We start from the raw sequence: 21436 nt of genomic DNA, 5'->3' as shown, positions 1-21436 counted from the left end.
ACTGAAATACCTGATTAACTTGTGTTCCCGCTCTATTTTCTCCAGTAAAACCAGAGAACCATCAGAACTTATTTCTTCTGCAGAAAAATCTACGGAAATTGATTTTTTACCTCGGTAGAAAACTGTATTTTTAGTACTCAAAATTGGGTGATTTTAGTGTTAGTAAAGATGCCTGTAAGCTCTTTAAATATAACACTTTACACCCAATTTTACTATATACCCATGAATTATCCGGGTTAATAGGTTTAAATAAGGTTGCATTTAATTCAAAAGTGACAAAAAGAATAGAATCCAATCACGCTAATTTAGTAATTAATGCTATGCAGCACTTATATGTCAACTATTGATAAAACAACAGAACCCTGGTTGTCCAGGGTTCTGCTAAGTGCTTAAACTTAAACTTTAATTAAAAGAATCCCATAGGCTTCTTATCGTAGGAGATCAAAATGTTTTTTACAACACGATAGTGATCTAGTGCCATTTTATGGTTCTCACGTCCAAAACCAGATTCCTTAACACCACCAAATGGTGCGTGTGCAGGATAGGTATGGTATTGATTTACCCAAACCCTACCAGCTTGAATAGCACGAGGTACTTGGAACAATTCATGAGCATCTCGAGACCATACACCGGCACCTAATCCGTAAGGAGTATCATTGGCGATAGCGATGGCTTCTTCCGTAGAACTAAAAGTAGTAAGGGCTACCACTGGTCCAAAAATCTCTTCTTGGAAGACACGCATATTGTTCTGTCCTTTCAGTACCGTAGGCTGAATGTAGAAGCCTTTAGAAAGTTCCCCCTCGTAATTACCAGCATCCCCACCGGCAAGAACCATTGCACCTTCCTCTTTACCCACATTGATGTAGTTAAGGATTTTTTCATACTGTGCCTTGGATACCTGAGAACCTATCATGGTTTCTGGATCTAATGGATTACCTGTCTTAACATCTTTTAAACGCTCCTGCATTCTTTCTATGAAGAGATCGGCAATACTCTCGTGTACTAAAATACGAGATGGTGCAGTACAGATTTCTCCTTGATTAAGAGCGAACATTAATGCACCTTCTATAGCTTTGCTAAAGAAATCATCATCATGATCTGCAACAGACGGGAAGAAAATATTAGGAGATTTCCCTCCTAGTTCCATGGTAACAGGAATAATGTTTTCGGCTGCGTTGTGCAATACTTTTCTACCTGTTTCCGTAGAACCAGTAAATGAAAGCTTTGCTATACGATTAGAAGATGCTAAAGCTTGACCTGCTTCTGCACCAAAACCTGTCACGATGTTCAATACACCCGCTGGAAGTATATCACCAATTAGTTCCATTAAGGCGATTACACTAGTTGGGGTTTGTTCTGCTGGTTTAACAACTGCAGTACAACCAGCCGCTAAAGCTGGGGCTATTTTCCAAGCCAACATTAACAATGGAAAGTTCCAAGGAATAATCTCACCAACAACACCAATAGGTTCGTGTAATACGATACTCACCGTGTCTTTATCGTGTTCCGAAATTGTTCCTTCATCAGCACGAATAACTCCTGCAAAATATCGGAAGTGATCAATACAGTAAGGGATATCCGCAGCACGAGCTTCACGAATTGGTTTCCCATTATCAATAGTCTCTAAAGTTGCCAAGTACTCAAAGTTGTCTTCCATTACTTGTGCAATCTTCAAAAGCGCATTGCTACGTTCAGTGGCCGAAGTAGTACTCCAAGATGGGAATGCTTCGTGGGCAGCATCAAGAGCAAGATCAATATCTTCCTGAGTGGATTGGGCAGCTTGGGTAAATACTTTACCATCTACCGGAGATACATTGTCAAAATATTTTCCTTTTACCGGTGAGACGAACTTCCCTCCAATAAAATTATCATATCTCTCTTTAAATTTGGGTTTTGTTACATTTGCCATATTTGTGGTTTTAAATTATTGATAGGGATTACAGCACTCTCTAAGAGCACTTTTAATTACATTACAAAGGTAGGTAGGTATGCTCCTATCTACTTATTGATATAGTTCAGAAACTTATGAAAAGAGGTCAATGTGAAACTTTAAAAAAAACAAACAATTAACACAGACCTCAAACAGCTATAAATCAGTCAATTAACCAAGTAACTTTATCTTTAGAAATTCTATTGAACTAATGATGGATGATTCAAAAATGATTTATTGTGGGGAAAGAATAGGATAGATTTGAACTTCACTCACGTGATTACATACAACGGAAAGCCAACCCAATAGAATATTATGGCAATAAATAGTTGTTGAAAAGTTGAGAGAAGATTGTTATAACGTTTAAAAATTATTCACTTTAACGTTGTGCTTACTTATTCACTTAAATTATTCCATAACCCCTTATTGGCATATTTAGCTTTAAGGTACGTAATATAATTTTAAAATAAGTCCGTTCTAAACCTATTTATTTCGATAAATTTTAAGAAAGATCGATTTATGTTCTGAAATACAAGTCCATTGGAGTGGCTCTCTTATAGGAATATTAACTAGATTGAGTCATTTTTTCAACTTTACAAGCATAAATATTTTAAACGCAACTAAGATCATCTTTAACGATTCCGTAGTTTAGTATTCTTTAACTTACAACCTTATAAATAGTCTAATGTCATATAAGAAACCCTCGTTAGAAAAGAAAAGATATAGCACCAACGACATCCTATTAATATTAGGCATACTATTCATTGCTATAAACCTTAGGCCTGCCCTGGCTAGTGTTGGCCCTTTAGTAAATCATATTAGGATTGCAACGGGACTTTCTAATTCTATGTTGGGATTATTGACCACCCTGCCTTTAATTGCTTTTGGGGTATTTTCTTCTCTAACCCCATTATTTACTAAACGTTTTGGAATTGCTAGAACTTTATTCGGTGCGCTACTCTTAATGACTATTGGGATAGGTGTTAGATCTTTAGAGGGCATATTTCCGCTGTATTTAGGAACGCTACTCTTTGGTATTGCCATTGCTTTTGGCAATGTTTTACTACCTAGTCTTACGAAACGGAATTTCTCATCAAACTCCGGTTTTATCACCAGCCTTTATTCTAGCGTAATGGCTATTGGAGCCTCCTTAGCTGCAGGAATTAGTGTTCCTCTGGCAGATAATACCAATTTAGGCTGGAGGGGTTCCTTAGCTGTATGGGCTATATTGGCTTTTATAGGTTTTCTAGTATGGATTCCTCAACTATCTCGGATTAGTATATCGGATCAAAAGCGCAATTATAAAGCGGCTATGAAAACATTAGGGAAGGCACCAAAAGCATGGAAGATTGCCTTTTTTATGGGCTTGCAATCCTTTACCTTTTATGTAATTCTTGCATGGCTACCCGCTATTGTCCAAAGTCGAGAGTATGATGCTGATTATGCAGGGTGGATGCTTTCGCTATCACAGGCAACGGGGATTCTTGGTTCAGTTATTATTCCTCTGTGGGCCGGAAAAATCAATGATCAGCGATTTATTGTAATTATATTAATGCTTGTAGAGAGTATAGGAATATTAGGATTATTACTTCCTTCTCTTGGGTTTATTTCACTATGGGTTTCCTTAATTGGGTTTGTTCTTGGGGGTTCTTTTGGACTAGCGCTACTTTTTATAGTCCTTAGATCGAAGAATTCGGACACTGCAACAGAATTATCGGGAATGGCACAATCTATTGGCTACCTAGTAGCCGCCTCAGGTCCTTTAGTATTTGGAAGTTTATTCGATTTTACCGGAGGGTGGACTTACTCCCTAACTCTCCTTTTAATTGTCGTCTTCCTTAAAATATATATGGGAATAGGAGCAGGAAAACCGGGGAAACTATAAGTATTCCCCCGATACTCATTTTATATTTTAAACCATCCTTTAACCTCTTCTATAATTCTACAATCTCCCTCTTCGCATTCGTATTCGTTATTCGAGTTATTATATACGTAAGGAGAACTCCAATGCTCAATATTTTGTGCAACCAATGCTATAGCATTACAAATTCTAATCACTTCCTCATCTGTCATTACCGGATGTAGGGAGATCCGTACCCATCCGGGTTTGTTGGTTAAATTCTGATTATAAATTGCTTGTGTCATGCTTTTAGAATCATCCTGATCAATATTAAATAAATGATGTCCATAAGTACTAGCACAAGACCAACCACCGCGAACCTGAATTCCAAAATGATCGTTAAGCAATCTTACTATTAAGTTATAATGAATGTTTTGAATTCCGAAAGATACACAACCAATCCGCTTTTGGTCTTTACAGCCCAAAATGTAGAGTCCAGGAATGTCTTGGAGCATATTAAAACAAAGTTTTAAAAGTTCCTCTTCACGTTCCCTCATCTTATCTACATCCATTTTCTCTTTCAAACCTATGGTAAGAGCGGTACGCATCACCTGAAGAAAGCCTGGGGTTCCTCCATCTTCTTTAGTTTCAATATCATCACTATAAGCAAATCCTCCCCATGGATCGGTCCATTTTACATTTCCCCCACCAGGCACATCGGGAACCTGTGTATTGTATAGTTGTTTATTAAAAACTAACACCCCACAGGTTCCAGGTCCGCCCAAAAATTTATGAGGAGAAAAAAATATAGCATCTAGTTGCGCTTCTGGATCTGCTGGATGCATATCCATTCTTACATAAGGAGCCGAGGCCGCAAAATCCACAAAACAATATCCCCCATTCTGATGCATAATTTTTGCAAGTTCTTCATAAGGAGTAATTATCCCTGTAACATTAGAACATGCTGTAAAGGATCCAATTTTAAGGGGCCGATCCTTGTATTTATCTAACTCCAAGCTCAACTGCTTTGGATCTACCAATAGGTTTTCATCGGAAGGCAGAATTACCACATCTGCTATAGTTTCCATCCACGGCACATGATTGGAGTGATGTTCCATATGGGTAATAAACACCACTGGTCTTTCTTCCTCAGACAACGAAATTTTATTTTTAACTACATCTGGCCACCGAAGTCCCATAATGCGCTGTAATCTCGCTAGAACACCCGTCATACCCGTACCACAAGTTACTAGTACATCATTTTCGTTTGCATTTACATGCTTTTTTATAAGTTCTCTTGCGTGCTTATATGCATAGGTAGACGCTTTTCCTGTTTCACTAGAAAACGAATGGGTATTAGCTACCATTGGTCCTATCTTTTTGCACATAATTTCTTCTATAGGTGCATAAAGTCGGCCGCTAGCAATCCAATCTGCATATAACAGTTCTTGTTTCCCGTTCAAAGATTCAAAAACATGGGAATTCCCAATTATATTAGGTCTAAACTGTTGAAAGTGATTTTCTAAACTTGCTGATGCTTTTGTTGCAGTACTACTAGACTCTTGCTTCATTATCTTATTATGTATTCTATTCTCACAATAGGCTTTCAGAATTATAATTATATTTCAGAAAAAAGAAATTAATTATCATAATCTCAATAACCATAATTCAAAAGTAAGGTTATTCGCGATTTTGGGGGCATGGGAGTCGAAGAATTTTTTAATTCTATAATTTTTCTTTTACCAGTGACTGTTAAAATAAGTTTACACGCATAGTTAAGTTTTCCAAAACAGGAAATCGGGAAACCTTTCATTTAATAGCTCCTAGAACGAGGAATAACTTTTGTTGGATAAGCCTAAATTATGGGGAATAAGGGATTAATTTTACTTTACCAATCTTTACGGCAAAGCAAAAGCCACATAGGCATCGCCAGCTTTACCGCCCCATTTTCCACCGCCACATGCAATTACCACATACTGCTTCCCATTTACCGAGTAGGTTGCCGGCGTAGCTACCCCTGGAGCAGGAAGCTCGGTTTCCAATAAAATCTCTCCTGTCCTTTTATTTATAGCCCGAAACTTACCATCAGCAGAAGCTGCTATAAATAATAGTCCACCTGCGGTAACCACAGGCCCCCCATAGTTCTCTCTTCCAGTAGGTGGATGCCCTTGCTGTTTTAGTTCTTCAAACTCTCCCAAGGGTATCTTCCACTCATACTCTCCAGTTTTCATATTTATGGCGTTTAGTGTTCCCCATGGCGGACTAATAGCAGGATATCCTTCCTTAGTTAAAAATTTATTATATCCCGTAAAACTGTAGGCAGGGCGTTTAGTTTTATAATTCTTGTTTACACTTTTAAGATTCCCAGTAAAGGGCTCATCCTGTCTGTCCTTTAAATCTAGAACATATGCTCCAATTGCCTCCTTTTCCACATCGGTTAGTTGTGCGAATCCAGGCATCATTCTTCGTCCCGTTGTTACTAACTCAGAAAATTTGGGAAGGGTATATTTCTGATTGGCACCTACAAGGGTTGGAACATCTCCACCACCTAGTTTTTCGGGACCATGGCAAGCCATACAATTATTGGAATATAAAATAGCACCAGCTTCCATATTAGTCAATTCCTTATCTTTAGCGCTATCCATTTCTACAAGATTTAATACCCAAGCCATTTCATTGGCATTTACATATAAAATTTGTGTTTCTGGATCATAGGCAGGTCCGCCCCATTCTCCGCCCCCATCATATCCAGGAAAAACAATAGTTCCCTCCACAGTAGGTGGGGTGTAGATACCTTCAGATCTATAAGAGCGGAACCTTTTTAAAATATCTTGATAGGATGAATCGGGCACCAACGTATTTAGGTCGTTTTCTGTTAAAACTTGTCTTGCAAAGGGTTTTGGCACTTCTGGGAAAGGCTGTGTAGGCCAAAGTTTCTCTCCTTCTACTGCATTTTGCGTGATAACAGACCTTTCTTCAATTGGAAAAAGGGGTTTACCTGTAGTTCTTTCAAAAAGAAAGATATGTCCTGTTTTAGTAGATTGTGCTACAGCATCAACCATCTTCCCTTTATGCTCTACGGTAATCAGCATAGGGGGACTAGATAGGTCCATATCCCATACATCATGGTGAACGGTTTGGAAATGCCATTTTAACTTACCTGTCATCGCATCCAGTGCAAGAATACTATTGCCATATAGGCCACTCCCCCATCGGTCCCCGCCATAAAAATCGTTTGTAGGGCTACCGGTTCCGCAGAATAATAGTCCATTCTTTTCATCCATACTAAAACCAGACCAGCTATTAGTAGATCCCATTCGTTTATAAGCTGTACTGTCTTCCCAGGTTTCATGTCCCGGCTCTCCAGGTTGCGGAATGGTATGGAAGATCCATTTCTGCTCTCCCGTAACCACATCATAGGCTCGGATATGACCCGGTGTTTCTTCTCCTACCAGTCCACCTACAAAGAATAAACCATTATATATCATCATAGGAGAAGTAGGTGCTATAAACATTTTGGACTCATCTCGCCCCAGACCAATTCTCAAGTCTACTCCACCCTGATCTCCAAAACTATTTACCAATTTTCCAGTAATAGCATCTACAGCCAATACAATTGGTCCTACACTATATATTATCCGTTTATCTTCTCCTTCTTCCCAGTAAGATACCCCTCTATTCATATTTACACTAGATCGATGCCATTTTTTATTCTGAAGGGAGTCGGCAGGATCAAATGTCCATTTCTCCTTACCCGTATCAGCCTTCACAGCAAACAATTTTAATTTTGGAGAAACCCCGTACAAAACATCATTAACGATGATGGGGTTGCATTCCATTGGTCCATATTTGGTGGAATCTTTACCTTCCGAATGATACACCCAAGCAACTTCAAGTTGATTTACATTAGAGGTGTCGATTTGATTAAGGCGGGAGAATTTTATATTCTCCTTACTACCCCCTGTAACTTTCCAGCTGGTATAAGTGGTTTTATTAGTACAAGAAGAATGAATTAGAGAAATGGTTATTAAAATCGATATAGTTAAAAAAGAAACTTTATTGATGTTCATATTTGGTAAACATTTAGATTCCTAAATATATATTCATTGTTCTTTACCCGCAACATTATAATGCATAATAACTATCCCTAATTAAATTCTAATAGACAGTAAATTAGTTACGCCATTGGGTAATCGTGGATTTCAATCTAATTGAATGTTACTATGCATTACCTTTCTATATAATTGATTATATATCTTTAAAAAATACTAATTGACTTTAAAATCTAATAACAAGTCCATGAATAAACTGAATAAATTCCCTAATATGGCATCTTTTTTCAACCATCATAGATCAATTATATACGTATTACTTCTTAGCTTAAACTTTTTAAGTTGCACCAATGAAAACGAGCCTGCAAGACCCAATATTATCGTGATTTCTGTTGATGATATGGGTTGGTCCGACTTGGGATGCTACGGAGGAGAAATAAACACTCCCAATTTGGATCAGCTTGCCCAAAAGGGAATGCGATTTAGAAATTTCTACAATGCAGGAAAATGTTTCCCCTCTAGAGCGGCATTGTTAACCGGTGTGTATGCTCATGATTCTGGATATGACCAGACACATACCAATCCCTTACGCAATGTGGTAACCTTAGGAGAGGTGCTACAAGAGGCCGGATATGCCACCTATTTTTCTGGAAAACACCATGGCATTGAAAATCCATATGACAGAGGGTTTCAACGTTTTTATGGATTAATAGACGGGGCATTTAACCATTTTAATCCAGGATTACAAAGGGAGGGAGAACCTAAGCCGGCACAAAAAAGAATTGATAGGAAATGGGGAATAGATAGTATTATTTATATCCCTTACACCCCAAAAGAACGGGATTTTTACTCCACAGATTATTTTACCAATTATGCCTTGGATTACTTGGAAGAAAATAAAAGCAACCCTTTCTTTTTATACCTCTCCTATACCGCGCCACACGATCCACTAATGGCTTGGCCAGATGATATAGTAAAATATAAAGGAAAGTACGATCTCGGCTATGACCATATTAGAAAAGAAAGGTTTAAAAAGCAGAGGTCCATTGGTTTGTTAGACGAAAATGTAACTCTCTCTAAACCCACTTATAAGAATTGGGATAGCCTTTCCCCAACAGAACAAGAGTATGAGGCTTCCGTTATGGAGGTTTATGCTGCTATGATAGATAGAATAGATCAGAATATAGGTCGACTTTTAAGAAAATTGGAAGAAATTAACGCTAGTGATAACACTATAATTCTATTTGTATCAGACAATGGGGCCTCTGCAGAGGTAGTAGAATTAAATAATGATGATGATAATGCCCCTCGAGGATCTATAGCAAGATGGACTTCCCTTAAAAAGGATTGGGCCAATGTATCTAATACTCCCTTTAGATTTTACAAGAATTATAATTATGAAGGCGGAATTAACAGTCCGCTTATCGCCTATTGGCCAAAAGAAATACAGCCCAACACTTTTACAAACTATCCAGGCCATTTTATAGACTTCATGGCTACCTTTATTGAAATATCGGGTGCTACTTATCCAAAGAATTTTAACGGGGAGGAAATTACGCCTCTTCGAGGCAAAAGTCTTCTTCCTGTTTTTAAAAATCCGGAAACGAAACGAGAAGACCCCTTATTTTGGGAATGGAGAAATAGTCAGGCTTTACGATTAAATAACTGGAAAATTGTCCGCAACGCTAAAAATGATATTTGGGAATTGTATGATATGGAAAATGATCCTACGGAAATCTACAATCTACAAGAAAAACATAAAGATACAGTCTTAACGCTCAATAACATCTTTGCCGATTGGGTTTTAAAATACAATCAGAATTAATAGATATTACTAATAGAATAGGTGAAAAGTAGCGGAAACTTTGATGGGATAAGTTTAGGAAATAACTAGTGCAAGGGATGAAATTAGAGATTTTTAATAGTTAAAAATAAATACTACCACCTAATTGATTTATTAAGAATATTACTATTTTTGATTGTAACAATACACTAAATCTAAATCATGATAAAGAGAAGAATACTCATTCCTTTACTGAATTTCTCAAAAATAGAAAGCTTTAGTGGCATTTTATTATTCACCGCTACTATAATTGCAATGATATGGGCAAACTCTAGTTATGCCGAATCTTATCAAGCTTTATGGCATTATCATTTGGGAATAAGCTCAGAAACCTTTGAATTTACTTTGCCATTACACTATTGGGTAAATGATGCCTTAATGGTTTTCTTCTTCTTTTTAATTGGATTAGAAATTAAACGGGAACTTTTAATCGGGGAGCTAAACAGTTTGCGTAAAGCGGCTCTGCCTATGTTTGCGGCCGTAGGTGGAATGTTGATCCCTATGAGTTTGTTTCTTCTTTTAAACGATTCTCCAGAAACACATGCTGGATGGGGAATCCCCATGGCCACAGATATTGCATTTTCTCTGGCTATTTTACAGGTTTTAGGCAACAGAGTTCCCTTAAGTTTAAAAATATTTTTAACAGCATTTGCTATTGTGGACGATTTAGGTGCAGTAATTGTAATTGCCCTTTTCTATAGTACAGGGATAGATTGGATGCTTCTTTTTTATGCATTTGCACTCTTAGGACTACTCTTCTTTTTGTCTTATCGCAATTTATATTCCAAATACCTAATGATTATTCTTGGGATTGTGATTTGGGTTCTATTCTTTAAATCTGGTATACATCCTACAATCGCTGGAGTCTTACTAGCATTTACAGTACCATTAAGACAAACGATTGATATGGATTCTTTTATGACGCGGCTTTCTGAAATTTCAGAGGGATTTGCTAAAACTGAACGAGATTATCTTCCAGTCCTTTCTAGTGAACAAATCGTAAAAATGGATGAGTTAGAAGCTTTAGGTAACAAATTTAAATCGCCATTACAACGATCTGAGCATAAATTGCACGGATGGGTGGCCTATTTCATTATGCCGGTTTTTGCTTTGGCTAATGCAGGGGTAGCCGTGGGTACGGACATGAAAATGGATACCGCTTTATTGTTTCATATCGCAATTGCCCTATTTATAGGTAAATTGGTAGGAGTAACCTTGTTCTCTTGGATTGGGATAAAATTGAAACTTGCTATTTTACCAGACAATATTTCCTTTAAGCGAATCATGGGAGTAGCTATTTTGGCTGGGGTTGGATTTACCATGTCCATTTTTATCGCGAATTTGGCTTTTGCTGATAATCAATTAATTATTGATTCTGCAAAAGTGGGGATCATGGTCGGTTCTGGGGTATCTGGAATTGTAGGTTATCTGGTTTTAAGATTTACTGGATCGAAAAGGTGATAATAAGAGGTTCCCATAATAAACATAAACTAGTCGTAGATACAGACTTGACTTATAAGGGTTATAGCCGTGGTTAATAGGATTTATTCAAAAACAAGATTCACTGAAAATAAATTAGATTAAAATCTCATTCTAATCAGAAGATATAGACTAGATTCTACGAGACTAGCATTTCTAATAAAACAAATAGCCCTGTGAAGTTTATTATACTTACACAGGGCTATTATTTTTATTAAGCGTATGGATTCAATTAAATGAATAATCCAAATTTATAGCAATATCCATTTCTATGAGAATCATAACCTTAATCCTCCAAATTATTGTGGTTCTTATTTTGATACAACTGGATATAGTGATTATCTAAATCCTCCGAATCCTTATATTTTTCACGGATTTCTTTCAACTTTTGTTTCATCTCAGCTACCACATCTGCATATTTAGGATCATTATATACATTGTTCATTTCTTGAGGGTCATTAAGTCGATCATACAATTCCCACACGTCTACATCGTGGTAGAAATGAATAATCTTAAATTCTTTGGTAGCAATACCGTAATGTCTTTTTACCGCATGTTCTGCAGGGTATTCATAATAGTGATAATAAACAGCATCCCTATCCCAAAGTTCTTTCTTACCTGTTAAAAGAGGCACTAAACTTTCACCTTGCATGTCTTCTGGTGCATTTACTCCTGCCATTTCCAAAAAGGTTTGAGCAAAATCTAGATTTTGAACCATTTCATCTTCTGTAGTTCCAGGGGTTATTTTATTAGGCCATTTTATTAAGAGTGGTGTTTTGAAAGATTCATCGTACATAAAACGCTTATCAAACCAACCGTGCTCTCCAAGGTAAAACCCTTGATCTGAAGTATAGACTACTGCCGTATTTTCCGAAAGGTTATTCTCATCTAAATAGGTTAATAAGCGCCCTACATTATCATCAACGGAGGCTATAGTACCTAAGTAATCCTGAAGATAACGCTGATATTTCCACTCCATCAACTCTTTATCATCCATAGAAGGATAACGTTTTTCAAAATCTTCGTTAATGGGACCATACACGCTATCCCAACTACTGCGTTGCTCTGGAGTCATTCGGTATACTTCATTCCTATTCATTCTAGAATTAACATCTAGACGTTTTAAAACATCTTCTTCTATCTTATTATCATAAGACAAGTGCATATGATCTAAAATATTCATTTCTGCAGTTTTTGCTGCTACCCTACCCTCATAATCATCAAACAACGTTTCTGGCAAGGGGAACGTTTTTTGAGTGAATTCCTTATAATGCTTTTCATCTGGGTACCAGGCTCTATGAGGAGCTTTGTGTAGGTACATTAATAAGAATGGCTTTTCTGGAATCCTGCGATGTTCCATCCAGTCTAAGGCTAAATCGGTTGTAATGTCCGTAACATATCCATTTATAATGGTATCTCCTTTCTGTGTAATAAATCTTGGGTTGTAGTAACTACCTTGTCCAGGTAAAATTTTAAATTCATCAAAACCTTTTGGATTATTACCAAAATGAAGTTTCCCAAACATGGCTGTTTGGTAACCGGCCTTTTGCAGAATTTGCGGGAACGTAACATTGGTAGTATCAAACTTACTAAGGTTATCTATCTTCCCATTTAGGTGACTGTGTTTCCCAGTAAGGATCACAGCTCTAGAAGGTGCACAAATAGAGTTTGTAACACTCGCATTGGTAAAGAGCATACCTTCATTCGCAATCCTGTCTATGTTGGGAGTTTGAATCAGCTTATCACTATAAGCGCTAATGGCTTGATAAGCGTGATCATCGGACATGATAAAAATAATGTTTGGCTTTGTCTTTTTCTCTTGTTCTTTTTCGGAACATGAGCTAAAAAGCATCAACAAACTAAGAACATACAAATACTTCATAATTAAAATAATAAATTAAATAAATTCCACACGCAATATAAACATAGAAAACAAGTGCTTATTTTTAAAATGTCTCAAATATAACATGATTTCATAAATACCACACAAACACCTTTGTTGGTTATAAAATTATAGCTGAGTTATTACAGATCTATCAAAGGATTTTATTTATGGCAATAATTAAAAACTAAAAAAGGTGTTAGTTCTCCTAGATTGGTTAATATTTAACTAAAAAAAATCCCGCTAGACAAAATTTCTAGCGGGATTCTCAACTAACAACTAATATAATTTTGCGGTTATAGAACCTTCTCTATTCCCAACCTGGATTTTGTGTTACAGCACCACCAGTTAGTACAATTTGCTCCGACGGGATAGCTGATAAATAGTCCCTATTAGGATTAAAACCAAAACCAGTAGGTAATGCATTAATGTATGGATCAATGTAACCTTCGTCATTAACAAGGATAGAACTACCTAACAAATCTGCAAATTCAGTTTCCATATCACTTCCAACAATTTTAAAACCTTGGTGTCTTTTACCTATAATAAGGTGGTCCGCTTTCCAACGCATAAGATCATCAAAACGCTTTCCTTCCAAAGCCATTTCCACTCTACGCTCTCTTCTTATCTCATTAATAAGATCGCTTAGCTCAGGAAATGCTTTATTAGGGTCAGCAACAGGTGTAAGAGTTAGTGAAGGCATTCCAACACGGGCTCTTAGCAAGTTGATGGTTTTGTCTAAATCTGCTTGAGTTAAAGTTCCTAGTTCTGCTTTAGCTTCTGCATAGTTTAAAAGTACTTCTGCATATCGGTAGATAATAGCTCCAATAGTACTTTCTGTTCTTTGTCCTTCGTCTGTGCTACCTCCTTTATAAATTTGATATCCAGTTGTAGAAACTACCTCATTATTTTCTCTAAATGTTGGATATTCAAAGTATATATCTGGATTACCGGCTCTTTCCGTAATAAGATCTCCCGGTGTACAAATGGTTTGGGCTAGCCTAGGATCTCTATTCACAACGATATCAGAAAGGCTACTTTCTTGACTAGAATCGTACAAAAGACTAACTTCAATTGGCAGTCCGTCTATGCTTAAGTAAGAATCTACCAAGGATTTTGTAACACCAGTTCCTGCACCATTTTGCGGAATATAGTGACCTACTCTATGGTCTACCCCTTCAGAAGTATCGTATTGTTTCCAGAACATTACTTCAGAAACACCAGAATAATCTACCTTGTTGAAAAGACTCCAATAGGTGTTTTCTTCTCCGTTGTTGTAAAGCGTATAGTTACCTTCATTTATTAAAGTTTCAGCAGCATCTGCAGCCCATTGCAAAAACTTGGTACTTTCATTGGTAGGAGCTCCAAATGGAGTTCCTTCATGGTATTTCTCCCAAGTCCCTTCATAAAGAGCAACATTAGATTTTAAGGCCAAAGCCATTCCTCTGTGCACTCTAAAGGCTTCAGTGGATGCTTTAGGTTTTAAACCAGTTATAGCCCTATCTAGATCCTCTATAATTTTGGTGGCCAATTCATTTCTTGGAATTCTAGCTGACATCAATTCTGGAGAATCAGTATTTAACACTTTATCTATATAAGGTACTCCTCCAAATTTTTGTAATAGCTCAAAGTAAAACATTGCTCTAAAAAAGTAAGCTTCACCGTTGTAAGCGTTAATAAGGTCTTCTGGACCTTCAGCGGTTGCACTATTTTCTAGGTAATAGTTTACATTCCTAATATTGCTGTAATTTCCATTCCAGGTACCATCGGAAGTAGGCGCAGTGTTGTTGCTACCAACAAATCTAGTATTGATGCTAACATTTGCCAGGTTATCACTGTTATTGTCAAATTCGAAGATTCCACCATTCCACCCACTATGCACCGGGAATGTAGTGTAAAATTGATTTAGAAATAACGCCAGGTCATTAGGTGTTTTCCAATATTGTTCTGGAGAGATTTCATCTTCCGGAAGCTTATCTAACAAATCATCGCTACAGGACATCGCAAAAATCCCAAGCAGCAAAAATGTAATGTATCTAATATTTTTCATCTTAATTTATATTTAAAATTGTACGTTCAATCCCATCGACAAGGATTTTTGTAGCGGATAAATTTTTCCGTTACCCCAGTATCCACCGGTAGCTTCAGGATCAAATATTCCTGATATATCTGATATTGTAATTAGATTCTCGCCAGTTACGAAGATTCTAAGTTTTTGTAACCCAAGAGACTCAAGAATATCAGATTGGAAATTATATCCTAAGCTTATATTCTTCAAACGCAAATAGGCAGCATTCTGTAAATATCTAGTTTGTACTTGCTGGTTTCTCCAGGTAGAACGGAAAGTAGGTCTAGGGAAAAATCCACCAGGATTATCTTCTGACCAATAATCAAGATGCTCTTTCATCCCTGCAGACTGCCATAAATTACCAACTGCTCCAAAAGTATAGGCATCACCTGTCCACACATCTCTCTTAGCAACTCCTTGCCATAGCATAGAAAAATCGAACCCTTTATAATCCAGTCCTGCATTAAATCCAAAGCTATATCTAGGGGTTGAATTTCCTATTATTTTTCTATCACCAGGTTTATCAGTAGTAGAATCGCCATAATCTATCTTTCCATCTCCGTTGATGTCTTTATATTGTACATCTCCAGGGAACCACACACCACCATAAACAGGAGTTTGATCTGGTCCATTATCTATTTCAGCCTGATTCTGATACAATCCTACTGTCTCAAAGCCCCAGATTTCTCCTAATTTTTGGCCAGTTCTGTAGGTATTCAATAAGTTGTTTGGGTTTGAATACTCCGTTACCGTAGTTACTGCATCCGAAAGCACTAACCCTACATTATAGTTCACATCCCCTATCATGTCTTTCCATGATACGTTAAAATCAAAACCTTTAGTCTCTAGGTTTGCATTGTTAGATTGTGGTGCATTGGTACCTAGCACTGCTGGTAAGCGTTCTGCAGGACCAAACATATCTTTTGTCGTTCTTATAAAGTATTCGAACGAGAACTGCAAACGATTATTAAGTGCAGCTATATCCAAAGCATAGTTATCTGTAGACACTGTTTCCCATGTAATATTAGGACTTATAATACCTGGGGTTAAGGTATAATTAGGTCTTCCATTATTGCCCAACCACCATAAATTAGTTCTAATAGGCATACGACCAATATATAGATAATTAGGAACGTTCTGGTTACCTATACTACCTGTGGAATATCTGAACTTAAACATACTAATCTGATCTATTCCCCAGAAGTTTTCCTTAGCCATGTTATATCCTGCAGAGATAGATGGAAAGAAGTCCCAACGACTATCCGAAGCAAAACGTGAAGAGGCGTCATAACGACCATTCACTTCAAAAAGATATTTTTCCTTATAGTTATAGGTAAATCTACCAAAATACCCTTGAGTAGCAAATGAACCCGCAGAATCGTTAACATTGTCCTCACCTACCGCAGTAGAGATAGAAGGCACACCATCAGTAATAAGATCATTTTTGGATCCATATAAGCTGGTATATTTAGTATCCTCCTGTTGGTATCCAGCTAAAGCTGCAAAATTATGTGCGTTGTTTATGGATTTATCATAGGAAACTACCAAGTTAGGAGACAAATATGTTCTCTCACTAGCATACCTAGAAAACCCATTGTTACTTCTTATAAATCTTTCTTCACCATCTGGTTCCAAAACAGATACTTTAGCATTATGATTACCATAGCTATAGTTATTAGAAGTATATAGTAAACTTGGCTTAATTTTTAAATCCTTTATAGGCTCTATTATCAAGCTTATAGATCCATCCAAACTTTGATTTATATTTTTATAACGACCACCTTGTAATAGAAAAGGAATTTCTGAACCATCACTATAACTACCATTAGGCATAACTACTCCATTGGTAGGCCATCTTCTAGCGATATTATGCAAATATAAACCTCTGTCGTAGCTTGGACGCTCAGTCTCAGCACGAGATAACCTTAGGTTAGCATCAAAAGTTAACCATTCATTAATTTTACTAGAAACTTTTGAGTTAAAGGTATAACGCATATAGGAATCATCTCCATAATTCATAATTCCTGGAGCATCTAAAATAGATCCTGAAACATTATAGTTAATTCCCTTCTGTTTTCCAGAAAAACTAAGGTTATGTTGTTGACGGAATACAATTCCTTTATACATTTCTTTAAACCAATCTGTATTGGCATTAGATCCCGTATACTGTTGCCAACGGGTACCATCTGGATTAGGAACAGTTACCGGAGTATTTTCTGGATCAGCTAAATATGCCTTAATACGGTCCATAACTTCATCCGAAAAAACCGCACCACTACCACCATTTGTAGCGGCAAGATTAAAGTAATTAGCGAACTCCAAAGAGTTCATCATATTAGGAGTATTTAAAGGAGAAGAATAAATAAAATTATTAGAATAGGTAAACCTATTCCCATCCATTGCCTCACCACTTTTAGTTTTAACAATTATCACCCCAAAAGCCGCTCTTGAACCATATATTGCAGATGAAGCTGCATCCTTAAGAACAGAAACACTCTCTATGTCATCTGGGTTAATGTTGTTTAAATCTGATGGATTGTCTAAAGGAATGTCATCAACAATTACCAACGGAGATCCAGTACCTTGAAGGTTACCTACTCCACGAATGCTCATATTCATATTAGCTCCCGGCTCACCACCAGAATTCCCAACAGTTAATAAAAGACCAGGTGCGGCACCTTGTAACGCCTGCATTACATTATTAACAGGGCGACTTTCTAATTGCTCCCCTGCAATAGTACTTACCGATCCGGTTAGGTTTTCCTTTTTCTGTGTACCATACCCTACTAATACCACCTCTCCAAGCTCTTCTGCTTGCGACTCAAGTCTAATTTGTAACTGAGTTTGTCCGTTTACTTTAACAGCCGTAGAACCATACCCCAAATAACTAACTTCTAAAGTAGCGTTACTTGGTACCTTGATTTCGAATTCACCATCAAAATCGGTTACCACCCCGTTACCCGTGCCTTTTTCAATTACACTGGCGCCCGGAACGAGCTCTCCTGTTTCCGCATCAGAAACCGTACCCTTTACGGTAATCGCGGGCTGCTGTGCAAATAAGTGCATCTGCACCATTAGCAAGCAGCAAAAAATTGCAATTTTTTTCATTTGAATTGTTTTGGTTAATTAATTAGAAGACTTAGTGAATATTTAATCCAAGTCTACATATAACATGCGAAACTAAATTATATTAACAGAAAATTAAGATAATATAGGTATAAATTTAGGTTACATAGGATTACAAAAAGGTTACATTTAATTAATAATTTAATAACATTCTTCAACATAAATTCCTTGTAAACCATAGATTTAATAGCATATTACATATATTTACCCTAAACGAAGAGTAACAACCCTATGGACAGAATTAAGTTAACAGTCACTTTTATAATAGTTTTCCTAAGTTTTAACGGTTATACTCAAGACCGAATAATTCAGTTTCAAAAAATCACTTTCGAAGACGGCATTTCGGATAATAGAATAAATAATATTATCCAAGACAAAGAAGGTTTTATTTGGTTTGTGACTCCATTAGGTATCGACAAATATGACGGTCAAAAATCTAAATCCTACCTTCTACCGGATGAAAATGACCAAGTAAATGATATAATTCAAGATAATACAGGTATAATATGGGCCGCTACTTCTAGTGGACTGTTCTATTTTGATGTAGAAAAGGACTATTTTAAAAGGTATACCAATTTAGATCAATTTATAAATAACAGCCTTAATGGATATATTATTAGTCTAATGGAGTCCAATGATGGTAGTCTATGGTGTACTAATGCTAGTAGTGAAATTATAACACTAAGACCTAACTCCAATAAGGAAACAAATATTCTCAAAATCCCTATAGGAGAGGCTAATAATAGCCCTAGTAATGGAACCGATATTATCCAGGATGGAAATGGCACTATTTGGATAAGTACTAGTCATGGGGAATTATTTAAATATCAAGAATCAAAATTTATCCAGATTAATCTGCAAAATAACGACACCTATATTAACGCCATATCCGAAGATCAGGAAGGCCACTTATGGATAGGGACTAATGGCAACGGATTATTTAAGTACAATAATAAAGATAGTACATCTGTGCATTATACTACTTCTAAAAATACCAGATTAAACAGTATTTCAAATAATTTTATCTTGGATTTATTAGTAGATAAAGACAATAATCTATGGATAGGTACTGATGGGGGTGGGTTAAACCTATACCGACAAGATGAAAATAAGTTTTATTCTTTTAAGCAGAACACCTATACTAACTACCCCATAGCGGACAACTCTATTTTAAGTATCCATCAGGGATCTAATAATATAATATGGGTTGGCACTGTGCATGGTGGTGCTAGCTACTTTAAAAATCATACCACCATAAGTCATGTTCCCCCTTCTAAATTAGCCTTTAATCAAATAGATGAACAGGGATCTCAACTCCTGGAAGCCAGTAGCGGGGATATTTGGATAACTGCTGGAAGGAATGGCTTAAGACGTTATAACCCACAAAACGGAGAGGTCACGGTTTTCATAGATAACCCTGATAAAAATGATGATTTAAGCGGAAACAATATAATATCACTATTTGAAGACAATGAGGAAAGAATATGGATTGGAACTTACCAGGGAGGTTTAAATATTTTCGATACTAAGAATAATAGATTTCTAAATGCAGAAGATCGATATGAAGCCAAGGCCATATTTGCCATTGAAAAAAACAAGAATGGAGAAGTATGGGTAGGTACAAATTCGGGCATTAATGTCTATAATTCGGATTTAAAAATTATTCGGACAATAACTACAGATAATACTAACAATCTGAACGCAAATTTTATTACCGCTCTTTATAATGACATAAAGGGAGATATGTGGGTAGGAACCAACTTAGGTTTAAATGTTATTAAATCTGATACGGTATTGTCTTTTACATCCGATAAAACTACACCACATTCTCTTAGCAGTAATCGTATTAGGTCTATTACAGAAGACGAGGACCTTTCCCTATTAATAGGCACCTATGGCCACGGCCTAAATAAGTACGATAGAACAAATAATAAATTTAAACGAATAGGTGAAGAAAAAGGTTTGGAAGCCAACATTATTGGGAATATTTTCTTAGACCGTGACAAAAATATATGGTGCAGCACCAATTTAGGACTTAGCAAAATTAAACCAGACGGAAGCGTAGAAAACTTTGGTTTACGATATGGTGTTCACTCCTATAGAGGAGGAAGTGCCATTTTAACCAAAAGCAATCATATATTAATGGGAGGCCGACTAGGGCTCTCCTATTTTAAAGCATCTGAGCTTAATGAAAATAATACAGGGACTTCTAAAGTATTTTTCACCTCTGGAACTATTCTAGGCGAGGATGGCAAAAGAGATTTAATTATTGATTCTAGAAATAACAATCATATAACCTTAACTCCTAGTGATAATATACTATCTATCAATTACTCAAGTTCTGATTATTGGAATCCTAAAAAAAATATCTACGCCTATAAACTGAAAGGCTTAAATAACGATTGGCAAATAGTTGGAAATCAACAAGCACTCACCTTTTCTAATTTAAAGCCTGGGGACTATACCCTAATGGTAAATTCTGCCGAAAATATCGATAACAATGATTATTCACTTGCCTCCATTAACATAACCGTACTCCCTACATTTTGGCAAAAAAGTTGGGTTAGAGTTCTAAGCATTTTAACTGGAATACTTTTAATACTATTGTTCATTAAACTGAGATTATCCACCATAAAGAAACAACAGGAAAGATTAGAATTATTGGTAGCATCTAAGACCGAAGAAGTAAAAAGTCAGCAGGAAAAGGTTCATCAAAGTGAGATAGCCCTTTTACAGGCCGAAAAGGACAACCAAGAATTAACCCAAAAGAAACTAATAGAAGAGCTAAACTTTAAAACCGAGGAACTAACTAACTACACCCTTAGAACCGTTCATAAAAACCACTTGTTAACAGAGATAAAGAGTAACCTACTGAAAGAAACCAAAGAGACTACTCCCAAAAAGCGGAATCTAGAAAAGATTGTCGCCCTTATTGATGATAGCTTAATGTTGGACGAAGATTGGGAAAACTTCTATAATCTTTTCAATCAGATTCACACCACCTTTATTAAAGACCTAAAAAATTATTGTCCACAGCTTACCGATCGTGAAATACGGCTTTGTGCTTTGATTAAATTAAATTTTAATTCTCAGCACATTGCAACTCTTTTCGGAATTTCTTTAAGTTCTGTAAAGGTGGCGCGCCACCGATTGCGGAAAAAATTGAATATCTCAGTAAACGAAAGTTATGAGGATTTTTTCAATAAACTAACCTAA

10 protein-coding genes are annotated in these 21436 nt (G+C 36.6%); 4 read left to right on the top strand and 6 right to left on the bottom strand.

All coding sequences use genetic code 11. The features are described 5' to 3' along the window. Positions 1-406 precede the first annotated feature (406 nt). Positions 407-1909 carry an aldehyde dehydrogenase family protein gene (locus H344_RS0111085; protein WP_026810388.1) on the bottom strand — a complete coding sequence of 501 codons (1503 nt, stop codon included), beginning with the start codon at positions 1907-1909 and terminating at the stop codon, positions 407-409. A 706-nt stretch (positions 1910-2615) separates the two neighbouring features. Between H344_RS0111085 and H344_RS0111080 the strand changes: the two genes are divergently transcribed. Continuing rightward, complete coding sequence (locus H344_RS0111080) at positions 2616-3815, top strand: CynX/NimT family MFS transporter (protein WP_051254273.1); 1200 nt, start codon at positions 2616-2618, stop codon at positions 3813-3815. Positions 3816-3835: 20 nt separating this feature from the next. Here the strand turns inward: H344_RS0111080 and H344_RS0111075 are convergent, their stop codons facing one another. Both H344_RS0111075 and H344_RS0111070 read right to left on the bottom strand, forming a co-directional pair. Then, positions 3836-5341: an aminotransferase class V-fold PLP-dependent enzyme gene (locus H344_RS0111075; RefSeq protein WP_034256471.1), complete on the bottom strand. Its 1506-nt coding sequence runs from the start codon at positions 5339-5341 to the stop codon at positions 3836-3838. A 327-nt stretch (positions 5342-5668) separates the two neighbouring features. Further along, the gene (locus H344_RS0111070; protein ID WP_051254272.1) at positions 5669-7840 is read right to left on the bottom strand and encodes an outer membrane protein assembly factor BamB family protein; all 2172 of its coding nucleotides are present in this window, start codon (positions 7838-7840) and stop codon (positions 5669-5671) included. Positions 7841-8069: 229 nt separating this feature from the next. Between H344_RS0111070 and H344_RS20085 the strand changes: the two genes are divergently transcribed. Both H344_RS20085 and nhaA read left to right on the top strand, forming a co-directional pair. Then, complete coding sequence (locus tag H344_RS20085) at positions 8070-9647, top strand: arylsulfatase (RefSeq protein WP_051254271.1); 1578 nt, start codon at positions 8070-8072, stop codon at positions 9645-9647. A gap of 180 nt (positions 9648-9827) precedes the next feature. Further along, positions 9828-11126 (top strand): Na+/H+ antiporter NhaA, encoded by a 1299-nt coding sequence (gene nhaA / locus H344_RS0111060; protein ID WP_026810384.1) that lies wholly within the window; start codon positions 9828-9830, stop codon positions 11124-11126. A 304-nt stretch (positions 11127-11430) separates the two neighbouring features. Here nhaA and H344_RS0111055 read toward each other — a convergent pair whose 3' ends face one another. The 3 genes from H344_RS0111055 to H344_RS20080 form a co-directional block, all read right to left on the bottom strand. Continuing rightward, positions 11431-13026 (bottom strand): sulfatase family protein, encoded by a 1596-nt coding sequence (locus tag H344_RS0111055; RefSeq protein ID WP_034256468.1) that lies wholly within the window; start codon positions 13024-13026, stop codon positions 11431-11433. A gap of 310 nt (positions 13027-13336) precedes the next feature. Next, entirely contained in the window at positions 13337-15076 is a 1740-nt protein-coding gene (locus H344_RS0111050; RefSeq protein ID WP_026810382.1) for a RagB/SusD family nutrient uptake outer membrane protein, read from the bottom strand. A 12-nt stretch (positions 15077-15088) separates the two neighbouring features. Beyond that, positions 15089-18202, bottom strand: coding sequence for a SusC/RagA family TonB-linked outer membrane protein (locus tag H344_RS20080; protein WP_084148782.1), 3114 nt, complete (start codon positions 18200-18202; stop codon positions 15089-15091). 249 nt (positions 18203-18451) lie between these two features. On the opposite strand from H344_RS20080, the gene H344_RS0111040 reads away from it, so the two are divergent. Further along, entirely contained in the window at positions 18452-21436 is a 2985-nt protein-coding gene (locus H344_RS0111040; protein WP_026810381.1) for a ligand-binding sensor domain-containing protein, read from the top strand.

This window comes from Arenibacter latericius DSM 15913, from assembly GCF_000424985.1.
Classification (GTDB): domain Bacteria; phylum Bacteroidota; class Bacteroidia; order Flavobacteriales; family Flavobacteriaceae; genus Arenibacter; species Arenibacter latericius.
The sequence above is the reverse complement of the archived record's forward strand: the minus strand, read 5'-3'. Positions and strand labels throughout refer to the sequence as shown.

What these genes read in the sequence shown, in the direction of transcription:
- H344_RS0111085 (WP_026810388.1), bottom strand. Translation starts at nt 1,909, where the DNA reads ATGGCAAATGTAACAAAACCCAAATTTAAAGAGAGATATGATAATTTT.
- H344_RS0111080 (WP_051254273.1), top strand. Translation starts at nt 2,616, where the DNA reads ATGTCATATAAGAAACCCTCGTTAGAAAAGAAAAGATATAGCACCAAC.
- H344_RS0111075 (WP_034256471.1), bottom strand. Translation starts at nt 5,341, where the DNA reads ATGAAGCAAGAGTCTAGTAGTACTGCAACAAAAGCATCAGCAAGTTTA.
- H344_RS0111070 (WP_051254272.1), bottom strand. Translation starts at nt 7,840, where the DNA reads ATGAACATCAATAAAGTTTCTTTTTTAACTATATCGATTTTAATAACC.
- H344_RS20085 (WP_051254271.1), top strand. Translation starts at nt 8,070, where the DNA reads ATGAATAAACTGAATAAATTCCCTAATATGGCATCTTTTTTCAACCAT.
- nhaA (WP_026810384.1), top strand. Translation starts at nt 9,828, where the DNA reads ATGATAAAGAGAAGAATACTCATTCCTTTACTGAATTTCTCAAAAATA.
- H344_RS0111055 (WP_034256468.1), bottom strand. Translation starts at nt 13,026, where the DNA reads ATGAAGTATTTGTATGTTCTTAGTTTGTTGATGCTTTTTAGCTCATGT.
- H344_RS0111050 (WP_026810382.1), bottom strand. Translation starts at nt 15,076, where the DNA reads ATGAAAAATATTAGATACATTACATTTTTGCTGCTTGGGATTTTTGCG.
- H344_RS20080 (WP_084148782.1), bottom strand. Translation starts at nt 18,202, where the DNA reads ATGAAAAAAATTGCAATTTTTTGCTGCTTGCTAATGGTGCAGATGCAC.
- H344_RS0111040 (WP_026810381.1), top strand. Translation starts at nt 18,452, where the DNA reads ATGGACAGAATTAAGTTAACAGTCACTTTTATAATAGTTTTCCTAAGT.